Source organism: Brevibacterium sp. Lmc1 (genome assembly GCF_057654315.1).
The window spans coordinates 3,407,588-3,432,147 of record NZ_CM172803.1; the positions used below are offsets into that span (position 1 = coordinate 3,407,588).

The window sequence follows — 24,560 nt, forward strand, 5'->3', positions numbered from 1 at the left end:
GTGCGCACCGAGCGTGCGCGCCTACACGATAGTAGTCCATGGCCGGGTCCGGCCACAAAACCGCGGGGACGACGAAGGCCGGGCCCCACCTCGGCGGGGTCCGGCCTTCATTCGTGCACTGCCGGACCGAGCGCTGTCCCGGACGATGTCCGGTCCAGCCTCGGACAGGAACCGATCAGGTCCTCAGGGACTCAGCCCTTGAACTCTCCGGTGGCTTTGAGGATCTCGGTGGCCAGGGCCTGCGAGTCGCTGGTCTTGTCGGTGTGCTTGCCGTTGATGAGCACCCACGGGGTGGCTTCGACACCGTCGTCCAGCGCGGTCTGGCTCGACTGTTCGACGAACTTGTCGAAGGTGCGGTCCGTGACGCAGGACTTCACGGTCTGCTCGGGATCGGCCGTGAGCTTCTTCGAGGTGTCGACGCCGGCGTCCTCGGCCACCTTGAGCAGCTCCTCATCGGTGCGGCCCTCGGTGCCTTCCTCCGGCTGCTGAGCGTAGAGTGCGTCGAACAGGTCCATGGCGACCTCGGGCTGGCTGTCGACGACACAGGCGGCGAGGTTGGCGGCGCGGGTGGAGTACTCGTTGCCACTGGACATGCGGTCGAGGAACGACACCGGCTTGTAGTTGACGACGACCGAACCCTCGTTGGCGAGCTTGCGCAGCATGCTCGCATTGCCTTCCTCGAAGGCCTTGCACCCGGGGCACTGGAAGTCGAGGTAGACGGTGACCGTGGCGGCACCCTTCTTCGCACCCTCCTCGGTCGGAGCCGGCAGATCCGATTCCTCGCCTTCGGGCATCTTCAGCGGCTGCACGAGCGTATTGTCCTTGCCCACGGTGATTCCGTCGGAGACATAGTTCGAGGGGCTGACAGCGGGCTTGCTCTGCTGGAATACGAGCACACCGACCACGGCGAGCACGGCGACGACGACCACTGCGATCCCGGTGTACAGGATCGTCTTCGCCGTCTTCTCCTTCTTCGCCTGATTCGCCGCGATCTGGCGGGCGTTCTCGCGTGCGCGGTTCCGCTTGTCGTCCGCGGAGTTGTTCTTCGCCATTGTTCCTCACGTTGGATCGTCTGACATCGGTGCGGCCTGAGGCCCGAACGGTGCGGGACGGCTTCCGCGACCCGACGCCACCACTGTACCGAAACAGGTGCTGCGCCGACTCCCAGAAACATTCAAGGTTCAACTACAACGTTCAACTACCTCGGGCTCTTCCGGCACTCAGTACGGATCGAATCGCACGGTCGCACGGTTGAACAGTGCCCAGGTGCCCACGTGCCCACGGGCCCAGGCGCACGATCGCCCAGGCGAACTCCCACTTTCCCGCCCGCGTCGGACCAACCCGCCCACGACCGGCCAACCGACCCGCACCAGACCGAACAGTCAGTCCGACCTGCTCACACCGGTCCGGGCAGGTAGTCGAAGGGGTTGATCGTCAGCGGCCACCAGGACATGGCCGCCCCCGACTGGATGACCATGACGGCGAGGATGACGAGCAGCGCGATCACCGCCAAGGCGATGAGGCGGCCGAGCTGATTTCGAGTGGCTCCAGAGACGGCCAGACGTGAGCCGAAGCGCAGGCTCGAGGCTCCCGGCCCGACCCACAGCACCAGCGAACCCGCGGCGCCGGCCGCCCACACCGACCATTGTTCGGACGACCCGCTGGGCACGATCCCGGCGATGTCGAGCCGGGTGAGCACGAGCGCGGCGGCGGCCGCGATCGCCGGCAGGATGAGCGAGGCCACCGAGGTCAGGATCGAGGCCAGCACGGCCCCCGGCGCCGAGGCGAGCGCCCGGAAGAATCCGCCCGAATCCGTTCCGCGGTCGAACCGGTACCGCTGGACCTTCCGGTCCAGACGTGTGCCGGTGCGGGCGAGCACCGACCAGATCAGCGCGACGACGCTGATGACCAGCGGGCCGAGTGGCATGACGGCGACGGCCAGGGCGACGAGTCCGAAGACGACCCAGCCGCCCGACTGCACTCGTCGGTACCCCATCGGCGTCCACGGCTGACCGCCGGGCTGCATCTGCTGGCCGCCCTGCTGCGTCGGCTGGCCGACGGGCCCCATGTGCTGGCCGCCGGGACCTGACTGGTCGCCCCACTGTCCCTGGGCAACCTGGCCATGCTGTCCGCCGGGACCGTTCGGTCCGACGAGGTTCTGTCCGTGACCGGGTTGGACGAAGCCGGAACGGCCGAGGTCGGCACCGGCCATCGGGGAGCCCGGGCCCGCCTGGATGCCGCCGTTGGGGTTGCTGATCGGCGGTGCGGTCGCCTGCTGCGGCGGCTGCCCGTGCATCTGCCCGGGACCGTAGCCCGCTCCCTGGTTGGACCCGACACTATGACCGGACCCGGCATGATTGGTCGGTCGGCTGGATCCGGGGTACTGCGGCTGCCCGCTGCCGGAAGGGCCGGCTCCCGGGTACCCCGTGCCCGCAAAGTCTCCCCGCTGACCACCCTGACCAGCAGAGCCGCCGTACCCGGCCGCACCCCCGAGCGCTGCCCCCGCTGCCCCGGCACCGCCAAGACCGGCACCACCAAGGCCGGAACCGCCGTGACCGCTGCCGCCGTCGTCGACGGCAGGCATGACCGCGGTGCCGCTCGATGTCCGCTGCGGTCCACCCGAGCTGGCCCCGCCGCTGGGACCGGACCCGAGCTGCGGCATCCGCCCGGACTCGATGTCGACGAGAGCGTCGAGGATCATCTGCCCCGACGGACGACGTTCGGGTTTCGGGTCGAGGCAGGCGGAGATGAGCGGAGCGAAGTTCTTCGGCGCCCCGTCGAGGTCGAATTTGCCCATGGCCACACGACCGAGCACGGCTTCCAAGGGTCCGGAGCCATAGGGGTTGCGGCCGGTGGCGGCGAACGCCATGGTCGCGGCCCATCCCCACCAGTCGGTCTTCTCACTCGACGTCTTGCCGTCGGCGATCTCCGGGGAGAGATAGCCGGGGGTGCCCATGACCAGCCCGGTGGCGGTCACGCGCACTTCGTCGGCGACCTGGGCGATGCCGAAGTCGATGACCATCGGCTCACCGTCCATGATCATCACATTGGCGGGTTTGAGGTCGCGGTGGATGACGCCGGCATCGTGGACGGCGTTGAGAGCGTCGAGGAGGGCGTGGCCGAAGTGGACGAGCTCATCCTCGGCGAAGGGGCCGTTGTCGCGGACATCATCGGACAGGGTCTGCCCGTCGACGAATTCGGTGATGATGAACGGCTGCGCGGAATCGAGTTCGGCGTCGAGCACCTCGGCGATGCGGGGATGGCGGATCCGGCGCAGGGTGCGGGTTTCGCGGGCCAGACGCTTCCTGGCGGTCTCGTCATTGGCGATATGCGGATGGAGGACCTTGACCGCGACCGGGTTGTTTCCGCCGTCGACACCGAGGTAGACGACACCCATGCCGCCCGAGCCGAGCTCCTCGATGAGGCGGTAGCCTCCCAGTTCCTGATCCATCACCTGGCCAAGCCTAGTCGAGCGAGTACAGTTCATTCCAAGGACCGACACAGGAGGAGGCGCAGATGAGCACCGTCGACTCTGCCGAGCCCAGCACCGAGATCCCCTACGGCGACAGCGATTTCGTCGTCGTGGCCAACCGCCTGCCCGTCGACCGCGATCCTGACGACGAGAATCGCGGATGGCGCACCTCACCTGGGGGTTTGGTCACTGCAGTGGCTCCAGTGATGAAGGCCCAGGAGGGTGCCTGGATCGGGTGGACGGGCGTCGCCGACGAGGATTTCGAACCCTTCACCATCGACGGCATGCACCTGACCCCGGTGACTCTGACAAGTGAGGATGTCCTCAGGTACTACGAAGGGTTTTCCAACGCCACACTGTGGCCGCTCTATCACGATGTCATCGTCCCTCCCGAGTACCACCGCACCTGGTGGGACGCGTATGTGCGGGTCAATGAGCGCTTCGCGGCCAAGGTCGCCGAGGTGGCTGCGCAGTCCGCGACCGTGTGGGTTCACGATTATCAGCTCCAGTTGGTTCCGCAGATGGTCCGACGTCTGCGCCCTGACCTCGCGATCGGGTTCTTCAACCACATTCCCTTCCCGCCCTATGAGCTCTTCGCTCAGCTGCCGTGGCGCGACGAGATCCTCCGCGGGCTCCTCGGTGCCGACCTCATCGGGTTCCAACGGCCGGCGGACGCAGCGAACTTCCGCCGTGCCGTCCGCGGGCGTCTGGGATATGCGACGAAGGGGTCGACCGTCTCGGTTCCGCCGGGTGATTTCCTCCCGGCCCACCTCGTCCGCGCCGAGCCGTTCCCGATCTCGATCGACACCCCTTATCTTGAGGAGCTCGCCCGCGATCCGAAGATCGTCGAGAGGGCGAAGCAGATCCGCGAGGAGGTCGGCAATCCTCGGGTGGTCATGCTCGGCGTCGATCGGATGGACTATACGAAGGGCATCCGCCACCGGCTCAAGGCGTTCGGGGAGCTGCTCGCCGAGGGCCGACTCGATGTCGAGGATGTCGTGCTCATTCAGATCGCGACTCCATCGCGGGAGCGGCTCGAGCAGTACAAGATCATCCGCCACGACGTCGAACTGGCCGTCGGGCGGATCAACGGTGAGCAGGTCGATGTCGGATCGATTCCCGTGCGCTACCTCCACCATTCCTATCCGCGCGACGAGATGACGGCTTTCTTCCTCGCCGCCGATGTCATGCTCGTGACCGCTCTGCGTGATGGGATGAACCTCGTTGCCAAGGAATATGTGGCGTGCCGAAGGCGAGACGACGGAGCCCTCGTGCTCTCCGAATTCACCGGGGCTGCCGAACAGCTCAAGGGCGCGGTGATGGTCAATCCCCACGACATCGCCGACCTCAAGGCGGGCATCCTCGAAGCCGTGCAGATGGACGAGAGGACTCGCACCCGCCGGATGAAGCAGATGCGCAAGAGGGTCGCCACGGACACCGTGAGCCGGTGGTCGAAGAACTTCCTTGCCGAACTCGAGCACATCAAGGACAATCCCGAGGTCATCGTCCCCGAACGGCCCGTGGTGCAGAAGAACCGGACCGCACCGCCGCCGGATGTGCCGGCGGCCCCGTCCGATCGCGCCGACAGACCCGATGATGCCGAGTGGACAGACGATATCTCCACCGCCCGCTAGGAGAAGAACAGTGACATCGAAGCCGACCGTGCTCGGTCCTGCCCCCTCCGCCCCCGCCGAGGTGGCCCTGCGTGATCTCGCCACCGCCGATTCGCTGCTGCTGGCCTTGGATTTCGATGGGGTGCTCGCACCTCTTCAGGATGACCCGTCGACGTCCCGGATGGCCCCCGAATCGGCCTCGGCCATCGCGGCGCTTGCCGGTCTGCCGCGCACTCGGGTGGCGCTGGTGTCCGGACGCGATATCGCCACCCTGCGACGCCTGTCCGAGGCGCCGGACTCGGCGTGGCTGATCGGTTCGCACGGCGCGGAGGCCGAGCTCGGCACCGACGCTGATCGCAATCCCGACACCGCAATGGGCCGGTCCCCCGAGCTCGCTCCGGCCGAGGCGGAGATGCTCGCCGCCATAGACGCTCACCTCGACGCGTTCGAACACACTCTTCCGGGCGCTGATGAACGCCCCGGTTCGGCCGCGGCGACCACAGGTGCGGCCGCGACGACGGGTTCGGCCGCAACGATTGGCGCGAGCGACTCGGGCCATGCCGACGGCCCCTCGGATTTCCTCATCGAGCGCAAACCCTATTCGCGGACGGTCCACACTCGCGGACTCGCCCCCGAGGCCGCTGCAGCCCTCCATGAACACGCCCTCGACGTGGTCGAGGAGTTCCCGGACATCCGTGTCATCGAAGGCCACGACATCACCGAACTCGCCGTCAAACAGGCAACGAAAGGCGACGGCATCCGGCTGCTCGCCCGTGCCGGCGAACCGACGGCAATGGGCTACCTCGGCGACGATGTCACCGATGAGGACGCCTTCGCGGCCCTCGACGAACTCACGGACTCCCGCGCTCTGAACGCTGGTCTCACCGTCAAGGTCGGGCCCGCGCCGACTCGCGCTTCATGGCGGATCGCCGATCCTGCAGCCGTGGCCGAACTGCTCGGCCGCCTCGTTGCCGAACGCACGGAATTCCTCCGCACCGTCCACGACTGAGGTCGAGCCGACTCGCCGAAGATGATCCGGTTCGCGACCGGCATCGGACCGCCTCGTCACACTCCGGTCGATCCGACTCACCGGTCGGATCCACATCACGGCAGGACCGCCTCGGCGAGGATGATTGCGATCGAAACCCGAGATCAGCGGCGCTGCGGGGGCACGGCGCTGGCCCGGAGGACGAGATCCGGGTCGACCGTGTAGTCGACATGTACGCGCGCGTCACCGGCGGCGATCATCGCGCGGATCTCGTCGATCGCCGACTGCGCCACGGTCGCCCAGTCATAGACGACCTGCGACAGGGGCGGTTGGACGACATCGGTGTCGGGGACGTCGCCGACCGTGAGCAGGGACAGGTCCCTGGGAACGTCGAGTCGCAGCCGTTGGGCGGCCTCGAGCATGCCGAAGGACAGGGACGGGGCGCAGGCGATGACGGCGGTGCAGCGCAGGTCGAGCAGCTCCTCGGCGGCTGCGACTCCGGCCATGGCTCCGCCGGCAGCCTCGACGACGGGGGCCTGATCACGGGTGGCGGGAATGTGGAGGATCCCTGCCATCGATCTGCGGAAGCCGGCGATCCGGGCCGGGGCAGCCGAATCGCGCAGCACGGCGAGCCCGATGCGCTTGTGGCCGAGGTGGACCAGGTGGGCCACGGCGGTCTCGATTCCGCCGGTCGCGTCGAGGTAGATGCGCGAGATCCCGTCGTCGTGGCGGGCATTCGAAATGCGGATGAGCGGCAGCCCGCGTTCGGCGAGCATCCCCGCAAGCACACCGGCGGCACCGCCGCCGACCACGATGGCTCCGGAGATCGTGGGCCCGCCGTGTTCGCTGCCGAGGATCGTCTCGAGGAGGGCCTCATTGCGTTCGGCGATGGCCTCGATGTGGACGACGGCGATGCCGAGTCCGAACATCCGGTTCGTCAGGATCTCCGCAAGCCGCGAATACGGGTCCACGTTGCCTGCTGACACCGCGGGTTTGATGAGCGCGATGAGCGACGAGCCGGCACCCGATCCAGCCCCAGCACCGGATCCTTTCCGTGTGCCGGATTCGGCGTACGGGGTCTGGCCGGCAGCGCCGAGGATCGCCAGAGCCTGCCGCACCTTCGCCGACGAGGCGGCCGACACCGATTCGGGATCGCGCAGAGCTCGTGAGGCGGTGGCTTTCGAGACTCCGGCAGTACCGGCGATCTCGGCGAGACGGACGTGCCGGTGCTCGGGCAGGTGTTCGCTCATTGGCGGGCCGCCGTCGTCGAGGTTCGGGCGACGAGTCGAGGACGGAACACCGGAGGCACCGAAGGCAGACCCGTCGTCGAGATCCGCAGGGTCTGCAGCGTCGCATCGATGAGGGCATTCGACAGCCCCTCGACGTCGAGGCCGAGCACCGTGGCCGGCGGGCCCGTGAACTTCATCGTCGGGGAATCGCCGAATCCGACGACCGACATGTCCCGCGGCACCTGCAGATGCCGGTTCCGCAGTCCGTGGAGGGCTCCGTGCAGCTGCAGCGCGGACTGGACGATCACCGCTGTGCAGGTCGCATCCTTGAGTTCGAGCACCGCACGCGATCCGCCGGAGAACGACTTCGGCACCCGTGAGATCCAGTCCTCGAGGTTGAGCCCGAGATTTCTGGCCGGATGTTCGGCGAGGAAGCGGCGGATGAGCTGGACGGCCAGTTCACCGCTGTCGTTGCAGATCAGCCCGATGCGCCGGTGTCCGATCGCCCGCAGATGCTCGAAGGCCGTGGTCATCCCACCGCCGAGGTCGAGGCGCGCGGCGATGACTTCCGTACCGGCTTCGGAGACCTCCTCGGTGGCGGACTGTTCGGCGACGCGGATGCAGGGGATCTCCGTATTCAGACTCGTCATCGTCGTGGTCACCAGGGCCACTGCGCCCGCCTCGATTGCGGTCTGCAGCGGTTCCGGGTCGGTTTCGACGAGCGGGCGGGTGACGAGGAGATCATGATCTTGCAGGGCCTTGGCCACGCGGGTGCAGACCTGGACCTGCCAATGTTCGGGATTGCCTGGAGCGCTGACGGCCACGAGCCGCCTCGGCGCATCATGGAGCAGGGTCGAGCGCGAATAGCCGAGCTCGCTCATCGCCTCCAGCACCTTCGCCCGGGTCGACTCGGCGACGGCACCGCGGCGACCGAGCACCCGGGAGACCGTGGCCAGAGAGACTCCGGCCCTGGCGGCGACCTCGTCCAACGTGACCTTCATACGAGTCAGTCTACTTTCGCGCCGCGGTCTGCGTCGGCGCATCGGGCGGGGTGGACGCCGCGGTATGCGTCGGCGCACAGCCATCGTGCTGAGAATCACTCTACGCTTTGTCGAATTCACAGAGCACCCCAATCATCCACCCCTTAGGATGAGAGTGACTGAGCATCCCTGCCGGGTCACCGACGACCAGCTGCTCACGGAGTTATTCAGAAGTTTTAGGAGGACTTATGTCAACGGTGTCGTTGAATGGCCTCAGTCATGTCTACGAGAACACGACGTCCGAATCCGTCCACCCGTTCAATCTCTTCGTCGATGACGGAGAGTTCCTCGTCCTCTACGGACCCAGCGGGTCGGGCAAGTCGACGATCCTGCGGATGCTGCACGGATTGGAGACCCCGAAGTCCGGCACGATCCTCATCGACGGCGCGGATATCACCCACGCCGCCGTCAACGACCGCGATGTCACCCTGGCCCTGGAGAGCTACGCGCTCTACCCGCATATGAGCGTGCGCGACAATCTCGGCTTTGCGCTGCGCGTCGACGGCCTGCCCGCCGACGAGATCACCGAACGCGTCGAATCCGTGATGGACAAGATCGGGCTGAGCGACATCCTCGATTCGGTTCCCGGTGACCTCACCCAGCTGCAGCGCCAGACCGTGGCCCTGGCGCGTGCCGTGGTGCGCCGACCCAAGGTGCTCATCATGGACGAGCCCGTGGTCAATCTCGTCCCCGAGCAGCAGGCTGAGACCCTTGCTCTCATCAAGCAGCTGCAGCAGGAGTTCGGGCTGACGACGATCTACGCCACGTCCGATCTCGAGGATGCGAAGGTCCTCGGCGACCGGATCGCCTTCCTCGATCGCGGACGGCTCATCGGCGTGGAGACACCCGACCTCGCCGAGGCGCTCGTGGCCTCGGTCTCCGACACGGACTCCTGAGCCGTGCCGGGAACCCTGCCCCCGCCGGACCCGTCAGCACAGGCCTCACCGTCGGCGACGACGCCGATCGACGCGGCCGCATCGGTCGGCACCGCCGCATCGGTCGGCACCGCCGTTCCCGCGCCGGAGATCCACACTGTCCGGAACGCCGATCATGCGGCCCTGGCCGAGCTCCCCTGGCACCTGCCCCTGGCCGAGTGGCCGGAGAAGCTGCTCGGCGGTCTGCCCCGCGGAATCTCCCGCCACGTCGTGCGCTATGTCGAGATCGGAGACGAAGTCCTCGCGATCAAGGAGACCGACGACGCGCAGGCCACGCGTGAGTTCGACATCCTCGGCGCGCTCGGCAACCTCGACGTCCCCCTCGTCGAGGCCCGCGCCGTCGTCGGAGGGCGCAGGACCGCATCGGGTCAGGCACTCAAGGGCGCTCTCATCACCGCCTATCTCGAGTTCTCGCTGCCCTACCGTGCACTGTTCTCCCGGGACCTGGCCGAGGACACCGGCGGCCGCCTCGTCGACGCTCTGGCTGTTCTGCTCGTCCGCCTCCACCTCGTCGGCTTCTATTGGGGAGACGTGTCGCTGTCGAACACGCTCTTCCGCCGCGACGCCGATGCCTACGCCGCCTATGTCGTCGACGCCGAGACCGGCGAGCTGCACGACCAGCTCTCCGACGGGCAGCGGAACATGGACCTGCGGATCGCGCGGATGAACATCGCCGGGGACTTCCTCGACCTGCAGGCCGCGGGACTCGTCGCTCCCGAGACCGATCCGCTGGCGGCCGGTGAACGGCTCTGCGAGTCGTACAACGCGCTGTGGGCGGAGCTGACCCGGGTCGAGGAATTCAGCGTCGACGAACGTTGGCGCATCGACGAACGCATCCGCCGCCTCAACGACCTGGGCTTCGACCTCGGCGAACTGACCGTGACGACGGATCTCGACGGCATCAGCCTCCTCGTGTCCCCGAAGGTCGTCGAACCCAACCACCACTCACGGCGTCTGCTGCGCCTGACCGGGATCGGCGCGAACGAAAACCAGGCCCGAGCGATGCTCAACGACCTCGATTCGTTCCGTTCGGCTCCCGAGATCGCCGAATTCGACGAACTCGACGAATCCCAAGCCGCCCGCCGCTGGCTCGACGAGGTGTACAAACCCCTCATCCAGGCGATCCCGGAGAACCTCACCCGCAAGCTCGAACCCGGGCAGATCTTCTACGAATTCGCCGAGCACCGCCGCACCATGGCGCGCGCCCGTCAGCGCGACATCCCCACGATGGAGGCCATCGCCTACTTCATCGTCGACTACCTGGCGAACCTCCCCGACGAGATCCGCTACGTCGACAGCAAGAAATTCTGACCCCCTCCCCGAGGCGGTCCTGACCTCAGCCGATGTTCCACAAGGTGAAACGGGAACGGCGGGACCGCCTCGGCGGGCATACCTTTGAAGTCCACGGAGCGACACCGGTGTCGCTCCGGAACCGAACCCCGCCCGGAAGGATTCCCGATGTCGACGAACGAGCCGATGCCCACGAACGAGAACAACCCGTCGATCCCGTCCCTGTTCGACCTCAGCGGCCGCACGGCCGTCGTCGTCGGGGCCGGCTCCGGACTGGGGCAGGCCAGCGCGATCGGGCTCGCCGATGCGGGGGCGCACGTCGTCGCCGCCGACCTCAACCTCACCGGCGCCGAGGAGACCGCCGCCCTCATCGCCGCTCGCAGGAGCGGGTCGGCCGCCCACTCATCGGCGCAGGGTTCGGAGTCGGACGGATCGGCTGCACCGGGAGCGGACGGAACGGCCACGGCTGCAGCCGTTGACATCACGGACACGGCCTCCGTCGATGCCCTCGTGGACGCCTGGGCCGATGCCGAGATCCTCGTCATCACACCGGGAGCGAACGTGCGCAAACGCCTCGTCGACACCACCGATGACGAGTTCGACCGGGTCATCGACATCAACCTCAAGGGCACGTACCGGCTGATGCGCGGTTTCGGCCGTGAGATGGGTGAGCGGGGTCGCGGATCGATCGTCACCTACGCCTCATTCCGGGCGCTGGCCATCGAACCCGGCCAGGGAATCTATGCGGCAGCGAAAGCCGGTGTCGTCCAACTGACGAAGACGATGGCCAGCGAGCTCGGAGGCAAGGGCGTGCGCGTCAATGCGATCCTGCCCGGCCCGTTCGACACGCCCCTGACGCAGCAGATCAAGGCCGACGGCAAGTGGTGGGACGCGTATGCGGACAAGACCGCCCTGGGCCGCTGGGGTCGCCTGCACGAGATCGCCGGGCCCGTTCTGTTCCTCGCCTCGGACGCCTCGAGCTATGTCACCGGGCACTCGCAGCTCGTCGACGGCGGCTGGATGGCGCAGGACGGCCGGTTCACCCCCGACGTGTGAGATCCGCGACGCTGCGGGGCGGAGTGACCAGTGACCGCGCGGGGAACCGGCGAGACAATATTCATGATTATGCAAGAATATTCAGATGACCGTTTCGCACACTCCGCCCACCCCTCCGGCGCACACTCCCACAGGAGTGCTGCGGCAGCTGGGGCGACGTAAGTCGATCAGCGCCATGACCGCCGAGGCCCACACCGATGCGCAGTCCGCGCAGCAGGGTGGACTGCGGCGGACCTTCGGCGTCTTCCAGCTGACGATGATCAGCGTCGGCGCCACCTTGGGCACGGGAATCCTCGTCATCCTCGGCGAGGCCGTGCCTGTGGCCGGACCCGCTGTGTGGCTCGCCTTCGTTCTCGCCGGAATCACCGCGCTGCTGTCGGCGGTCAGCTATGCCGAGATGGCCGGAATGGTGCCGGTGTCCGGGTCGAGCTACTCGTATTCCTACGCCACCCTGGGTGAGGGCGTCGCCTGGGTCTGCGGCTGGTGCCTCGTCCTCGAATACGCGGTCTCGGTCGCGGCGGTCGCCGTCGGCGCCGCCGACTACGTCAACGAGACCCTGCGCGTCTTCGGCCTCGAGCTGCCCGCGTCCCTGACCACAGGGCCGGGCCTGGCCGAGTATCCCGGCGGCGTCATTAATGTCTCGGCCCTCATCGTCGTGGCCTTGGCGACCGTGCTGCTCATGCGCGGCGCGCGCGAATCCGGTGTCGTCAACACGATTCTCGTCTTCGTCAAGATCGGCATCCTCGTCTTCTTCGCCATCGTCGCGTTCACCGCGTTCAAGGCCGGCAACTTCGCGCCGATGCTGCCGATGGGTGCCGCCGGAGTCACTGCGGCCGCATCCAGCGTGTTCTTCTCCTATATCGGCTTCGATGCCGCGTCCACGGCCGGTGAGGAAGCGAAGAATCCGCGCCGGGATCTGCCGCGGGCGATCATCTTCTCGATGCTCATCGTCACCTCGATGTATGTCCTTGTCGCCGTCGCAGCGATCGGTGCACGGCAGTGGCAGTGGTTCGACGGCGCTCACGCCCCGCTGGTCCAGATCGTCGAGGAGATCACCGGGTCGAATATCGCGGTGCTGCTTTTCGCGGTGGCCGCGGTGCTCGCGATCTTCTCCGTCGTCATCACCGTGCTCTACGGTCAGTCGCGGATCCTGCTGACGATGGCCAGGGACGGAATGGTGCCGAAGATCTTCGGCCGCGTCTCCCAGCGCACCGGCACTCCCCTGGTCGGCACTCTCATCGTCGGCGGCCTTGTGGCCATCACGGCGGCGTTCATTCCGCTCGGCGAACTCGCCGACGCCACGAGCATCGGCACCCTGTTCGCGTTCTGCCTGGTCAACATCGCCGTCATCTACCTGCGGTTCAAACGCCCCGACCTCGAGCGCTCATTCAAGGTTCCGTTCGGGCCGGTCGTGCCCGCGCTGGGAGCCGTGGCGTGTGCGTTCCTCATGATCAACCTCGGCGGGCGGACATGGATCGTCTTCGGAGCGTGGATGGTCGTCGGCGCGATCGTCTACTTCACCTACAGCCGCCGCCACTCGAGAGTCGGGGCATTGGACGAGCAGACCTACCGCGCCTCCCTCTAATTACTACCTGACGGCGGCCCAGCAACCTCGCGCGAGGTTGCTGGGCCGCCGTCAGGTAGTAATAGGGGTCAGGGGCGGCGGGCTCTCGCCACCTCGTAGAGGGACACGGCAGCGGCGATGCCCGCATTGAGCGACTCGGTGGTCGCGGCGATCGGGATCGACACGATCTGATCGCACTTCTCCGCGATGAGCCGCGACAGCCCCTTGCCTTCGGAGCCGACGACGATGCACAGCGGGTCGCGGGTGAAGGTCAGTTCGGGCAGCTCGACGTCGCCGTCCATGTCGAGGCCGACGACGAAGACGTTCTGCTTCTTCAGCTCGTCGATCGCCCTGGCCAGGTTGACCACCTGTGCCACGCGGATGCGCGATGCGGCGCCGGCCGAGGTCTTCCAGGCCGCGGCCGTCATCGAAGCAGCGCGACGTTCGGGGATGATCACTCCGTGACCGCCGAAGGCCGCCGTCGACCGGACGATGGCACCGAGGTTGCGCGGATCCGTGATCCCGTCGAGGGCCACGAGCAGCGGCGTTTCGGCGCGTTCGGCCGCGAACTCGAGCAGATCGGAGGGATCGGCGTAGTCGTAGGGCGGGACCTGCAGGGCGATGCCCTGGTGGATCGCGTCATCGGTGAGCCGGTCGAGGTCGGGCTTGCTCGCTTCGAGCATCGAGATGCCGCGCTGAGTCGCGAGAGTGATGGACTCGCGGACCCGATCGTCGGAGTCGATGCGCCCGGAGACGTACATCGCGGTGGCCGGTACGCCCTCGCGCAGAGCTTCGAGGACCGAATTGCGCCCGGCGACCATATTCGGTCCGAGTTCCTTCTTCTTCCGCTTTGCCTGCGCCGAGGCGTTCGAGCTCTTGCGCTGCTGCGCGGCCTTGTGCGCCTTATGGTAGACGCGGTCCTCGGCTTTCGGCGTCGGTCCCTTGCCGCGCAGGCCGCGCTTGTTCTTACCGCCCGACCCCTTGGTCGGACCCTTCTTCGAACCGCCGGAGCGGGGATTGGAAGCCATCTGATTCCTTCAAATACGTTGGGGCCGCGAGCTCGTGCCCGTGGCCGAAATTCGTCGCCCTCAGCCCTCGCCGAGGTGGTAGCGGTAGCCGTCGGACGTGTCCTCGATGACGACGCCGGCCGCGGCCAGTTCGTCCCGCAGAGCATCCGCGGTGGCGAAGTCCTTCTCCGCCTTCGCCTCGGCCCGTCGCTCGGCCATGGCGGCCACGAGGGAGTCGAGCGCCGACTCCGCCTTGGCATCGGCCGCGGAACCGGCCCAGACCTCAGCGCTGGGATTGACACCGAGGATGTCGAGCATGAGCTCCACCTCGGCGACGATCCGCGTCAGGCCTTCCCGGTCGCTGCCGGAGTCGAGGAGCTTCGCCCCTTCGCTCACAGAGGCGAAGACCACGGACAGGGCACGAGGCACACCGAGGTCGTCGTCGAGGGCGGCGGCGAATTCGGCGGGCACGTCGACGCTGCGTGAACCGTAGGCGTCGCTGACGTCCGGCAGCGCCGGCGCGTCCGCGCCGAGCGTCTGGCGGGCGCGCTGGAGGAAGTTCTGCAGCCGTTCGAGCGAGGCCGCTGAGCGTTCCATCGCCTCGTTCGAGAAGTCGAGGATCGACCGGTAGCTGGCACCGGTGAGGAAGTAGCGCACGGCCAGCGGGCTGAACGTGTCGAACAGGTCAGAGGCGAAGACCGAATTGCCCAGAGACTTCGACATCTTGTCCCCGCCCACGTTGAGCAGGCCGGAATGCATCCAGATGTTCGCGAACTGGTCCCCGGCGGCACGGGACTGCGCCAGCTCGTTCTCATGGTGCGGGAAACGCAGGTCGAGTCCGCCGCCGTGGATGTCGAAGTTCGACCCCAGGTACTTCGTCGACATGGCCGAGCACTCGATGTGCCAACCCGGTCGGCCCCGACCCCAGGGTGAGGGCCAGGAGGCGGTGATCGGTTCGGAGTCCTTGTGGGCCTTCCACAGGGCGAAGTCCCGGGCGTCCTTCTTCCCGCGCAGCTCAGCGCCCTCCGACAGTTCCATGTCGTCGAGTCTCTGGTTCGTCAGTGCCCCGTAGTCGCTCCACGAGGCGGCGTCGAAGTAGACATCGGCGCTGCCGTCGAGCGCGGGGTAGGCATGACCGGCTTCGATGAGGCGGGAGATGAGTTCGATCATCTCCGTGATGTGCCCGGTTGCGCGCGGTTCGCTGCTCGGCGGCAGAACGTCGAGCGCGTCGTAGGCTGCGGTGAAGGCGCGTTCGTACTTGTACGCGTGAGCGAACCACTCCCGCCCCTCTTCGACGGACTTCGACAGGATCTTGTCGTCAATGTCGGTGACGTTGCGGATCACGGTCACCCGGTAGCCGCTGTAGAGCAGCCAGCGGCGCAGCGTGTCGAACACCGAGGCCGACCGCAGGTGGCCGATGTGCGGCTCGCCCTGCACCGTGGCGCCACAGACGTAGATACCGACCTGACCGTCGTTGACGGGGCGCAGTTCTTCGGTCGTGCGGCTGGCGGTGTTATAGAGCGAGATAGTCACGCCCACAAGTCTACCGGGCCTGGCTGATTTCCCCGTTTCCCGATATTCGATACACGACTGTTACGCGGCTCACGTGATGCGTGGCACATCACTCAGCAAGTTCCCAGTAAAGTGGACGCAAGAAATGAAGACCGAGGCGAGAGACCTTCTCGCATAGCGGACTTCGAACGAGCCCGACCGTCTCACGGACGAGACTGCGTGGGCTGACTCGGTCACGAATCCCCGGGACCGCCACAGAAAGGACACCATGTCTCTCAAGACATCACCCCAGAGGGAGGTCTTCGCCACCCGCGGCGCGTTCATCTTCGCTGCCATCGGTTCGGCCGTCGGCCTCGGCAACATCTGGCGCTTCCCCTATGTCACCTACGACAACGGCGGCGGCGCCTTCATCATCCCCTACCTCGTCGCACTCCTGACAGCGGGCATCCCGCTGCTGTTCTTCGACTACGCCATGGGGCACCGTTCACGCGGCTCGGCCCCGCTCTCGTTCCGCATGGCATCGAAGGTCGCCGAACCCATCGGCTGGTTCCAGACCGGAGTCGCCTTCGTCATCGGCATCTACTACGCAGCCATCATCGGCTGGGCCGGCTGCTACATGTTCTTCTCCCTCAACCAGGCCTGGGGAGACGATGCGGCCACCTTCTTCCAGTCCGACTTCCTCAACCTCTCCGACCCGGGAATCTCGATGGAGTTCGTGCCCGCGGTGCTCATCCCGATCATCATCGTCTGGATCATCACCCTGGGCATTCTGCTTCTGGGTGTGCAGAACGGCATCGCCGGATTCTCGAAGATCTTCATTCCGCTGCTGGTGATCCTGTTCCTCGCACTCGTCGTCAGGGCACTGTTCCTGCCCGGCGCAGCCGAGGGCCTCAACGCCCTCTTCACGCCCGACTTCGCAGCTCTGACTGATCCGAATGTGTGGATCGCGGCATACGGGCAGATCTTCTTCTCACTGTCCATCGGCTTCGGCATCATGATCACCTACGCCTCGTACTTGAAGAAGAAGACGAACCTCACCGGCTCCGGCCTCGTCGTCGGCTTCTCGAACTCCGCGTTCGAGATCCTCGCCGGCGTCGGTGTCTTCGCCGCTCTCGGATTCATGGCAGCAGCACAGGGCACTCAGGTCTCCGAGGTCGCGGACTCCGGCATCGGCCTGGCGTTCATGGCCTTCCCCACACTCATCTCCGAGATGCCCGGCGGCGGACTGTTCGGCTTCGCGTTCTTCGCCTGCCTCGTCTTCGCCGGCCTGACCTCGCTCGTCTCGATCGTCCAAGTGCCGATCCAGGCGCTGCGTGAGAAGTTCAGGTTGGGGAACAAGGCATCGATCATCCTGGTCGGCGGTGTGATGGCAATCATCTCGATCCTGCTCCTGCCCACCGTCACCGGACTCTACGTGCTCGACACGATAGATGCCTGGGCCAACAACATCGGCATCGTCGGCGGCGCCGTCGTCGGCCTCATTGTGATCGGATGGGCGCTGCGGAAGCTACCGGTCCTGCGCGATCACCTCAACGCGATCTCGAGCTTCAAGGTCGGCTGGTTCTGGATGATCATCCTCGGCGGAGTGACCACGCTGGTGCTCGCCTATATGCTCATCCATCAGATCATCACCTACGCCACCGAGGGATACGAGGACTACCCGACCCTGATCACCGGGGTTATGGGCTGGGGCATGATCGGCCTGCTCGTCGTGGCAGCGATCGTCCTCACGCTCATCAAGTGGCCGAAGCAGACGATCGACGAGGCGGAGGCGGCGATCGCCGATTCCGCAGCCGAAGAGAATCTCCGCAACGAAACCAAGGGAGACTGAAATGGGTACCTCAGCAATCATCATGATGGTCATCGCCATGGTCACCGTATGGGGCGGACTCGGCGCCGCGATCATGCACCTGCGCAAGCACCCCGACGAGGAGTGAGCACCGCGCCCACTCCGACGGCATGAGACGACGAAGGCGGTCCGATCCCCGATGACAGGGATCGGACCGCCTTCCTCGTGCTCATGTGTAATTCCCTCGCCGAGGCGGCCGGGCCGTGGTCACGGCCGCCTCGGCGAGGCCGGGGTGACCCTGCGGTCATCCCGGCGACGGTGCCGCGGTTACGCTTCGGCCACCTCGGCGGGCCGGTTGAGTCGACTGTGCTTCCGCGAATAGGCGAAATACACGACGAGGCCGATGACCAGCCACACGAGGAAGCGGATCCACGTGTCCATGTTGAGGTTGAGCATGAGATAGAAGCAGACGATCGCGGAGACGATCGGCAGCACCGGGACGAACGGAACCTTGAACGGGCGCTCGAGCTCCGGACGGGTCCGACGCAGCACGATGACACCGATCGAAACAAGCACGAAGGCCGAGAGCGTGCCGATGTTGACGAGCTCGGCGAGCGTCGACAGGGGCACGAACGCGGCGATGACCGCGATGATCACGCCGGTGATGATCGTGAACCGGTACGGAGTGCCGAACTTCGGGTTGGTCTTCGCCAGCCACTGCGGCAGCAGGCCATCGCGAGCCATGGAGAAGCCGACGCGCGTCTGCCCCATGAAGAGGATCATGCACACGACGATGAGGCCGATGCAGGCTCCGATCGCAATGAGGTTGCCCATCAGGGGAAGACCCGCATTGACGAACGCGGTCGCCAGCGGGGCACCGTCTTCGGGGTCGATGTCCTTGTAGTTCTGCATACCGGTGATCACCAGGGAGACGGCGATGTAGAGTCCGGTGACGATAGCCAGGGAGCCGAAGATGCCGATAGGCAGGTTTCGCTGCGGATTCTTCGTCTCCTCTGCTGTGGTGGCAACGACGTCGAAGCCGATGAACGCGAAGAACACCATGGCTGCTGCTGCGAAGATGCCTCCGATGCCGAAGACGCTCGGGTCGAGTCCGAAGAGCCCCTGAACGACAGGCAGGTGCATCATCGATCCGCCGGTGTCGGCAGGCTCTTCCGCCGGCGGGATGAACGGCACCCAGTTCGAGACCTTGACGAAGAAGAGCCCGACGATGATGACGGCGAGGACGACGAGGACCTTGAGGAAGGTGACGATGATGTTGATCCGGCTCGACAGCTTGATGCCGGTGACCAGAACGATCGTCAGACCCAGTACAAGCAGCCCCGCGGGCAGGTTGATCCAGCCGCCCTCGGCTGTGGCGATGGCATCGGGGATGGCGAACGGCGTGCTCTCGAGGACTACCGCGAGGTACTGACTGAATGAGGTCGCGAGCGCTGCCGACCCGACGGTGAATTCGAGGATGAGATCCCAACCGATGATCCAAGCCAACAGTTCGCCCATGGTCGCAAAGGTGAACGTGTAGGCGCTGCCGGCAACCGGCACCGTCGACGCGAATTCGGCGTAGCACAGCGCCGCAAGGCCACAGGCGACGCCGGCGATGAGGAAGGACAGCGCGATGCCCGGCCCGGCGTTCGTCGCGGCGGCGTGCCCGGTGAGGACGAAGATGCCGGCGCCGATGCAGACGCCCACGCCGAAGATGACGAGGTCGAGTGCGCCGAGGTTCTTCTTCAGCTGATGTTCGGGGTCTTGAGTGTCACGGATGCTCTGCTCGATGGACTTCGTGCGTTTCCATTCGCCTGCCATGACTCCTCCTTTGCAGTATGGCAGTGAGAACCGCACCGCCGAAAGTGACGCGGATCACTGAGATTGAGTTTACCGGTCAATGATAAACCACAATGTGAGACGTATTCACCACTCTGGCCGTCGCCTCAGATCGCGGCTCCGCCCACCGCCTGCGATCCCCGTTCCGCCAGGGAAGAACCGCCGGACGCAACAGCGCCGACTTCCGCTCCGCATGCCCCTCAGAGTGCACGAGACCGACGACCGATCGAGGCTGCCCGACGGACGGTTCCGCCCTCTCTGAACCATGTCAGCGCACGTAGGTGCACTGATTTCCGGACCGACCTGGTCGAGCCCAGCGTGCTTGGTTAGGGTGGGGACTGTGAGCACCCCATTCCGGGGTACGCTCAGTCCACTTCGGGTGTTCCCATCCGCGGACACCCGTCACCGAAGACATTTAGGAGACGCAATGCCACAGACCGTCAAGGGCGTCATCTCCCGCAGCAAGGGAGCCCCGGTCGAACTCACCGACATCGTCATCCCGGACCCGGGACCAGGCGAGGTCGTCGTCGATGTGAAGTCGTGCGGCGTCTGCCACACAGACTTCCACTACCGCGAGGGCGGGATCAGCGATGACTACCCGTTCCTGCTCGGCCACGAGTCCGCCGGAGTCGTCTCCGAAGTCGGCGAAGGAGTCACCGAGGTCGCGGTCGGCGATTTCGTCATCCTCAACTGGCGCGCCATCTGCGGCGACTGCCGGGCCTGCAAGCGCGGAGAACCCTGGTACTGCTTCGACACCCACAATGCCTCGCAGAAGATGACCCTGCCCGACGGCACCGAGCTCGAAGCAGCTCTGGGCATCGGTTCGTTCGCCGAGAAGACACTCGTCGCAGCGGGCCAGTGCACGAAGGTCCCCGAGGCGGATCCTGCAGTCGTGGGTCTGCTCGGCTGCGGAATGATGGCCGGGATCGGAGCTGCCATCAATACCGGTGAGGTCACCCGCGGCAAGTCCGTGGCCGTGATCGGCGCCGGCGGTGTCGGCTGCGCGGCGATCGCCGGTTCGGCTCTGGCCGGGGCGAACACGATCATCGCCCTCGACATCGATGAGAAGAAGCTGTCCTGGGCCAGCGACTTCGGTGCCACGGACACGGTGTCGACGAAGGACATGAGCGAGGACGAGGTCGTCGCAGCGATCCAGGAGCGCACCGGAGGCTTCGGCGCCGATGTCGTCATCGACGCCGTCGGACTCCCCGCCACCTGGCGCCAGGCCTTCTACGGCCGCGACCTCGCAGGCACCGTCGTCCTCGTCGGTGTGCCGACCCCGGAGATGGAGCTCACGGTTCCGCTGCTCGATGTGTTCGGCCGCGGCGGCAAGCTCAAGTCCTCCTGGTACGGTGACTGCCTGCCCGACCGCGACTTCCCGATGCTCGTCGACCTCTACCAGCAGGGACGTTTCCCGCTCGAGAAGTTCGTGTCCGAACGCATCGGCATCGGCGATGTCGAATCCGCTTTTGAGAAGATGGCCAAGGGCCAGGTCCTACGATCGGTGGTGGAACTGTAATGACAGCTATTGAACATCTCGTCACATCAGGCACGTTCTCCCTGGACGGAGAGACGCACAACGTCGACAACAACGTGTGGATCATCGGCGATGATTCCGAGGTCATCGTCATCGACCCTGCCCATGATGTCGACGCGATCGCCGAGGCGGTCGGATCCAGAGACGTCAAGGCCATCCTGCTCACGCACGGTCACGACGATCATGTGCGCGTCGTCCGCGACTTCGCACAGCGAGTGGGCAACCCCACCGTGTACCTCAATCCCGACGACTATGTGCTGTGGGATATGACCTTTGAGAACTACCGTCCCGACGGACAGATCGCCCACGGCGACACCTGGACCGTCGGCGGAATCAAACTCAAGGCCCTGCACACTCCCGGCCACTCCCCCGGTTCGACGTGCTTCTTCGTCGAGACCGGCCTGCCGGCTCCGGCATCGGCCGGTGCCGGACGGGCCGTCGGTCCGGTGCTGTTCTCCGGAGACACCCTGTTCAACGGCGGCCCCGGAGCCACGGGACGGTCGCATTCGAGCTTCGAGACCATCATCGAATCGATCCGCGACGTGCTCTTCCCGCTGCCCGAGGCGACCGTCGTGCTCACCGGGCACGGCGATTCCACGTCGATCGGCGCGGAGAGCCCGGCCCTCGAGGACTGGATCAAACGCGGACACTGAGCCGCCGCGGGCCGGGCTCAGACCGCTCGCCGACTAAGACGCAGATCGCATAGCCGACCTGCCTGCGGTCAGGCTGTGACCGACCAGCGCAACTCGCAGACGCGGGTCGCGACCCACACGGGTTCGCGACCCGCGTCTGCGCATTCCGCCCCTGCCGGATAGACTCGTCGGGTGCCTGAATCACAGTCTTCGCAGCCCGCCGAGTCAGCGTCCGCCTCGGCCTCGGGTTCTTCTGATACCTCGTCCAACGGCCTCAAGGTGGGGATGAAGCCCCGCCACCTGGTGATGATGAGCCTCGGCTCGGCGATCGGCGCCGGTCTCTTCGTCGGCTCCGGTGCCGGAGTGCAGGCGGCTGGTCCCGCCGTGCTCATCTCATACGTCGTCGCGGGTCTCATCGTCATCTTCGTCATGCGGGCGCTGGGCGAACTCGTCGCCGCCGACCCGAATCCGGGTGCGTTCTCGCACTATGCGGGCAAGGCCATGGGCCCGGCCGCGGCCTTCGCCGTCGGTGCTCTGTGGTGGGTCCAGCTGTGCCTCGTCGTCGCCGCCGAGGCCACCGCCGCCGCGCAGATCGCCGCTTCCTATATTCCGGCAGTCCCCCAGTGGGTCATCGCCTTGGCGATCATGCTCGTCTTCACGGCCATCAACCTCACCACTTCGGGCAGCTTCGGTGAGTTCGAGTTCTGGTTCTCACTCATCAAGGTCGCCTTCGTCGTCCTCTTCGTCGTGCTCGGTGCCGCGTACCTGTTCGGGTGGACCCCGGCCGAACCGCCCGCTCAGATCTTCGCCGACGGGTTCATGCCCACCGGCATCTCCGGCATCGCCGCCGGACTGCTCGTCGTCGCGTTCGCCTTCGGCGGCATCGAGATCGTTGCGGTCGCCGCGGCCGAGACCGCGAATCCCGAGCGCAGCGTCTCCCAGGCGATCAAGACGATCGTGTGGCGCATCCTGTTCCTCTACATCGGGTCGGTGGCAATCATCGTCCTCGTCCTGCCGTGGACGGACGACCGCCTGGCAGAGTCGCCTTTCGTGGCCGTTCTCGAGACCGCCGGGCTGCCGTTCATCGCCTCGCTGCTGGCCGCGGTCATCGTCATCGCGCTGCTGTCGTCGATGAACGCGAACATCTATGGGGCGTCCCGGATGTCGTTCTCGATGTCGCAGCGGTCCATGCTGCCGCGCGGGCTCGGCCGGACCAATCGCCGCGGTGTCCCCGTGCCTGCGGTGCTGGCCACCTCGGCGTTCGGCTTCGTCGCCGTCGCACTCAACTATTTCTGGGCCGCCGAGGTCCTCGGGGTCCTGCTCAACATCGTCGGCTCGACGCTCATCGTCACCTGGGTCGCCACCCTTGTATCGCAGATCGTTCTGCGTCGTCGCGCCGAGGCGGCCGGTCGGTCCCTGCCGTTGCGCATGTGGGGCTACCCGTGGCTGTCGTATGTCACCTTGGCCGGGATCGCCGTGATCATCGGGCTCGGCCTGACCGTCGAATCCGTGCGCTTCCAGATCGTCGGCACGCTCATCTTCGTCGTCGCGCTCTACCTCGTCGGAGTCATCGTCACGAAGCGTCACCCGAACGCGAAGGTCTGAGCCCGCCGTTCACCGCCACCGAGGCGGCTGTCGGCTTCCGCGCCCGGACCGCGGCAGTCCCCCACCCCCGGACCGCGGCAATCTCCAGCGGCCGGACCGTTGCGATCTCCCTCGCGGCCGGTTGCTCAGTCGCAGCCTTCGTCCAATGCGGGCATCTGAACTCGTCGAGCCTCAATCGTCAAGTGCGTCCAATGCAGCAACGAGCTCCCGCAGGGCGTGGGCTGAATCTGCCGTTTCCGCCCAGCCGGCGAGCATGTCCCGGGTCTGGCCCACGTGCCGGTTGAAGTGCCTGCCCGCATAGCTCGTCACGTCGATCGGCACGATCCTCTCGACTGCTTCGAGCACGAAGTGCGCGGCGGAACCGAACACGGGAACCTGCGCCCCGAGGCGGGTCCGCACTGCTTCGCTCGCTGCCTTCACGGGGCGATCAAGGTGTGATTTCAGTGCGGCCCAGCTGCCGTCGCGGACGCTGAGTTCGGCGACGAAGGGAATGAACACCCTCGGCGGCAGAAGCACGGCTTCCATCGGCACTGGCAGAACGAGTCGACCCAGCCTGCTGACAAGCGAACGCACCGCGGTCGAGGGTCCGGCGACGAAGAACCGCGGCGCACCTGCAGGTGCCCAGAACCTCACTTCATGCCCGGGTTCGGCCTTTCTGCCGACCTCTCCGTCGAGACCGCCGGTTGTGAGCACACCTCCGTCGGCCGCCTCGGTCCGGTTACCCTCTGTACGCACACCTCCGTCGGCATCCCCGGCACGGCTGCCCTCAGCGCGAACAACCTCAGCCGGCGCGCCTGGGTCCAGTCGCTCGGACAGGAACGCGGGTCCGAATATGACTGCTTGAGTGCCGGGGAAGACTGCTCGTGCTCGATCGAGGTCTCCCTCGACCTGGCTCGTCGTCGCAATGAACGCGGGCGAGATGTCCCGAATCGCCGAGACCACCTCTGCATCGAGATCATCCGGCCGAGTCGTGAGCACGATGAGGTCCCAGCTCCCATCTGCGGCAGCAGCAGCCCAGTCTGAGATCGTCACCCGCCGAGTCGCAGCTACGCGAGTCACCGACCAGCCACTGCCCGCGCTCGCTTGTCTGCCTTCAGCTCCCTCGGTTTCTCGCTCGTTTTCTCGCTCGTTTTCTCGCCCGGTTCCTCCCCCGGTTTCTCCCCCGGTTGCTCCCCTGTTGTTGCCTCCGGCTCGCCCACCTCCTTGCCTGCAGCTGCCGTGTCCACCTCCCACCCCGCCGGGATCGGTCGGGTCGAAGGTGCTCACGCGCCACGGAAAGGCCGCCCGCCCATTGGGACCAGCGGTGCGGGAGACGACGGCGACCTCATGGCCATCGGTGAAGAGCGCGGACCCGGCGATGCCGATGGCGCCGGCTCCTTGGAAGAGGACTCTCACTGCTTGTTCCTTCCTCGGCGCACCTGGCTCGGTTCGAACAGAGAAGTGCGTCTGACT

The 24,560-nt window shown here is 66.3% G+C and carries 19 protein-coding genes; 11 read left to right on the forward strand and 8 right to left on the reverse strand.

All coding sequences use genetic code 11. From position 1 onward, the window contains the following. Positions 1 to 191: 191 nt before the first annotated feature. Positions 192 to 1,052 (reverse strand): DsbA family protein, encoded by an 861-nt coding sequence (locus AC239G_RS15260; RefSeq protein WP_139468139.1) that lies wholly within the window; start codon positions 1,050 to 1,052, stop codon positions 192 to 194. A gap of 344 nt (positions 1,053 to 1,396) precedes the next feature. Then, positions 1,397 to 3,451: a serine/threonine-protein kinase gene (locus AC239G_RS15265; RefSeq protein ID WP_139468293.1), complete on the reverse strand. Its 2,055-nt coding sequence runs from the start codon at positions 3,449 to 3,451 to the stop codon at positions 1,397 to 1,399. A gap of 65 nt (positions 3,452 to 3,516) precedes the next feature. On the opposite strand from AC239G_RS15265, the gene AC239G_RS15270 reads away from it, so the two are divergent. Continuing rightward, positions 3,517 to 5,106: an alpha,alpha-trehalose-phosphate synthase (UDP-forming) gene (locus AC239G_RS15270; RefSeq protein WP_139468138.1), complete on the forward strand. Its 1,590-nt coding sequence runs from the start codon at positions 3,517 to 3,519 to the stop codon at positions 5,104 to 5,106. 10 nt (positions 5,107 to 5,116) lie between these two features. Further along, entirely contained in the window at positions 5,117 to 6,094 is a 978-nt protein-coding gene (locus AC239G_RS15275; protein ID WP_487489212.1) for a trehalose-phosphatase, read from the forward strand. 143 nt (positions 6,095 to 6,237) lie between these two features. Here AC239G_RS15275 and AC239G_RS15280 read toward each other — a convergent pair whose 3' ends face one another. Continuing rightward, a complete protein-coding gene (locus tag AC239G_RS15280; protein WP_139468136.1) occupies positions 6,238 to 7,323 on the reverse strand; it encodes a substrate-binding domain-containing protein in 1,086 nt (361 codons plus the stop codon). Continuing rightward, positions 7,320 to 8,303: a LacI family DNA-binding transcriptional regulator gene (locus AC239G_RS15285; RefSeq protein WP_139468135.1), complete on the reverse strand. Its 984-nt coding sequence runs from the start codon at positions 8,301 to 8,303 to the stop codon at positions 7,320 to 7,322. The genes AC239G_RS15280 and AC239G_RS15285 overlap by 4 nt, the downstream gene beginning before the upstream one ends. 236 nt (positions 8,304 to 8,539) lie before the next feature. On the opposite strand from AC239G_RS15285, the gene AC239G_RS15290 reads away from it, so the two are divergent. The 4 genes from AC239G_RS15290 (at position 8,540) to AC239G_RS15305 (ending at position 13,208) form a co-directional block, all read left to right on the forward strand. After that, the gene (locus AC239G_RS15290) at positions 8,540 to 9,238 is read left to right on the forward strand and encodes an ABC transporter ATP-binding protein (RefSeq protein WP_258041763.1); all 699 of its coding nucleotides are present in this window, start codon (positions 8,540 to 8,542) and stop codon (positions 9,236 to 9,238) included. A gap of 3 nt (positions 9,239 to 9,241) precedes the next feature. Then, positions 9,242 to 10,588, forward strand: coding sequence for a DUF4032 domain-containing protein (locus AC239G_RS15295; RefSeq protein ID WP_487489213.1), 1,347 nt, complete (start codon positions 9,242 to 9,244; stop codon positions 10,586 to 10,588). Between the two features lie 147 nt (positions 10,589 to 10,735). Then, on the forward strand, positions 10,736 to 11,623 hold the full coding sequence (locus tag AC239G_RS15300) for an SDR family NAD(P)-dependent oxidoreductase (protein ID WP_482400748.1): 888 nt from the start codon (positions 10,736 to 10,738) through the stop codon (positions 11,621 to 11,623). Positions 11,624 to 11,708: 85 nt separating this feature from the next. Continuing rightward, positions 11,709 to 13,208 carry an amino acid permease gene (locus AC239G_RS15305; RefSeq protein ID WP_487489214.1) on the forward strand — a complete coding sequence of 500 codons (1,500 nt, stop codon included), beginning with the start codon at positions 11,709 to 11,711 and terminating at the stop codon, positions 13,206 to 13,208. A 68-nt stretch (positions 13,209 to 13,276) separates the two neighbouring features. Here the strand turns inward: AC239G_RS15305 and rlmB are convergent, their stop codons facing one another. Both rlmB and cysS read right to left on the reverse strand, forming a co-directional pair. Further along, complete coding sequence (gene rlmB, locus AC239G_RS15310; RefSeq protein ID WP_139468133.1) at positions 13,277 to 14,215, reverse strand: 23S rRNA (guanosine(2251)-2'-O)-methyltransferase RlmB; 939 nt, start codon at positions 14,213 to 14,215, stop codon at positions 13,277 to 13,279. Positions 14,216 to 14,275: 60 nt separating this feature from the next. Beyond that, complete coding sequence (cysS, locus tag AC239G_RS15315) at positions 14,276 to 15,727, reverse strand: cysteine--tRNA ligase (protein ID WP_487489215.1); 1,452 nt, start codon at positions 15,725 to 15,727, stop codon at positions 14,276 to 14,278. 247 nt (positions 15,728 to 15,974) lie between these two features. Between cysS and AC239G_RS15320 the strand changes: the two genes are divergently transcribed. Together AC239G_RS15320 and AC239G_RS15325 are read left to right on the forward strand one after the other, a co-directional pair. After that, the gene (locus AC239G_RS15320; protein ID WP_139468131.1) at positions 15,975 to 17,537 is read left to right on the forward strand and encodes a sodium-dependent transporter; all 1,563 of its coding nucleotides are present in this window, start codon (positions 15,975 to 15,977) and stop codon (positions 17,535 to 17,537) included. Between the two features lies 1 nt (position 17,538). Beyond that, positions 17,539 to 17,643 (forward strand): methionine/alanine import family NSS transporter small subunit, encoded by a 105-nt coding sequence (locus AC239G_RS15325; RefSeq protein ID WP_139468130.1) that lies wholly within the window; start codon positions 17,539 to 17,541, stop codon positions 17,641 to 17,643. Positions 17,644 to 17,822: 179 nt separating this feature from the next. Here AC239G_RS15325 and AC239G_RS15330 read toward each other — a convergent pair whose 3' ends face one another. Then, positions 17,823 to 19,316, reverse strand: a complete 1,494-nt coding sequence (locus AC239G_RS15330) for an amino acid permease (RefSeq protein WP_139468129.1) — start codon at positions 19,314 to 19,316, stop codon at positions 17,823 to 17,825. Positions 19,317 to 19,761: 445 nt separating this feature from the next. On the opposite strand from AC239G_RS15330, the gene AC239G_RS15335 reads away from it, so the two are divergent. The 3 genes from AC239G_RS15335 (at position 19,762) to AC239G_RS15345 (ending at position 23,108) form a co-directional block, all read left to right on the forward strand. Then, on the forward strand, positions 19,762 to 20,853 hold the full coding sequence (locus AC239G_RS15335; protein ID WP_482400751.1) for an S-(hydroxymethyl)mycothiol dehydrogenase: 1,092 nt from the start codon (positions 19,762 to 19,764) through the stop codon (positions 20,851 to 20,853). Beyond that, positions 20,853 to 21,524: an MBL fold metallo-hydrolase gene (locus AC239G_RS15340; protein ID WP_139468127.1), complete on the forward strand. Its 672-nt coding sequence runs from the start codon at positions 20,853 to 20,855 to the stop codon at positions 21,522 to 21,524. Before AC239G_RS15335 ends, AC239G_RS15340 begins: the two co-directional genes overlap by 1 nt. 171 nt (positions 21,525 to 21,695) lie before the next feature. Continuing rightward, complete coding sequence (locus AC239G_RS15345) at positions 21,696 to 23,108, forward strand: amino acid permease (protein ID WP_248283906.1); 1,413 nt, start codon at positions 21,696 to 21,698, stop codon at positions 23,106 to 23,108. Positions 23,109 to 23,279: 171 nt separating this feature from the next. On the opposite strand, the gene AC239G_RS15350 is transcribed toward AC239G_RS15345, so the two are convergent. Continuing rightward, complete coding sequence (locus tag AC239G_RS15350; protein WP_139468126.1) at positions 23,280 to 24,503, reverse strand: hypothetical protein; 1,224 nt, start codon at positions 24,501 to 24,503, stop codon at positions 23,280 to 23,282. Positions 24,504 to 24,560 lie beyond the last annotated feature (57 nt).

Coding starts and splice junctions, on each gene's coding strand:
- AC239G_RS15270 (WP_139468138.1), top strand. CDS start 3,517: ATGAGCACCGTCGACTCTGCCGAGCCCAGCACCGAGATCCCCTACGGC.
- AC239G_RS15320 (WP_139468131.1), top strand. CDS start 15,975: ATGTCTCTCAAGACATCACCCCAGAGGGAGGTCTTCGCCACCCGCGGC.
- AC239G_RS15280 (WP_139468136.1), bottom strand. CDS start 7,323: ATGAGCGAACACCTGCCCGAGCACCGGCACGTCCGTCTCGCCGAGATC.
- AC239G_RS15260 (WP_139468139.1), bottom strand. CDS start 1,052: ATGGCGAAGAACAACTCCGCGGACGACAAGCGGAACCGCGCACGCGAG.
- AC239G_RS15285 (WP_139468135.1), bottom strand. CDS start 8,303: ATGAAGGTCACGTTGGACGAGGTCGCCGCCAGGGCCGGAGTCTCTCTG.
- AC239G_RS15335 (WP_482400751.1), top strand. CDS start 19,762: ATGCCACAGACCGTCAAGGGCGTCATCTCCCGCAGCAAGGGAGCCCCG.
- AC239G_RS15325 (WP_139468130.1), top strand. CDS start 17,539: ATGGGTACCTCAGCAATCATCATGATGGTCATCGCCATGGTCACCGTA.
- AC239G_RS15300 (WP_482400748.1), top strand. CDS start 10,736: ATGTCGACGAACGAGCCGATGCCCACGAACGAGAACAACCCGTCGATC.
- AC239G_RS15340 (WP_139468127.1), top strand. CDS start 20,853: ATGACAGCTATTGAACATCTCGTCACATCAGGCACGTTCTCCCTGGAC.
- AC239G_RS15265 (WP_139468293.1), bottom strand. CDS start 3,451: ATGGATCAGGAACTGGGAGGCTACCGCCTCATCGAGGAGCTCGGCTCG.
- AC239G_RS15305 (WP_487489214.1), top strand. CDS start 11,709: ATGACCGTTTCGCACACTCCGCCCACCCCTCCGGCGCACACTCCCACA.
- AC239G_RS15330 (WP_139468129.1), bottom strand. CDS start 19,316: ATGGCAGGCGAATGGAAACGCACGAAGTCCATCGAGCAGAGCATCCGT.
- rlmB (WP_139468133.1), bottom strand. CDS start 14,215: ATGGCTTCCAATCCCCGCTCCGGCGGTTCGAAGAAGGGTCCGACCAAG.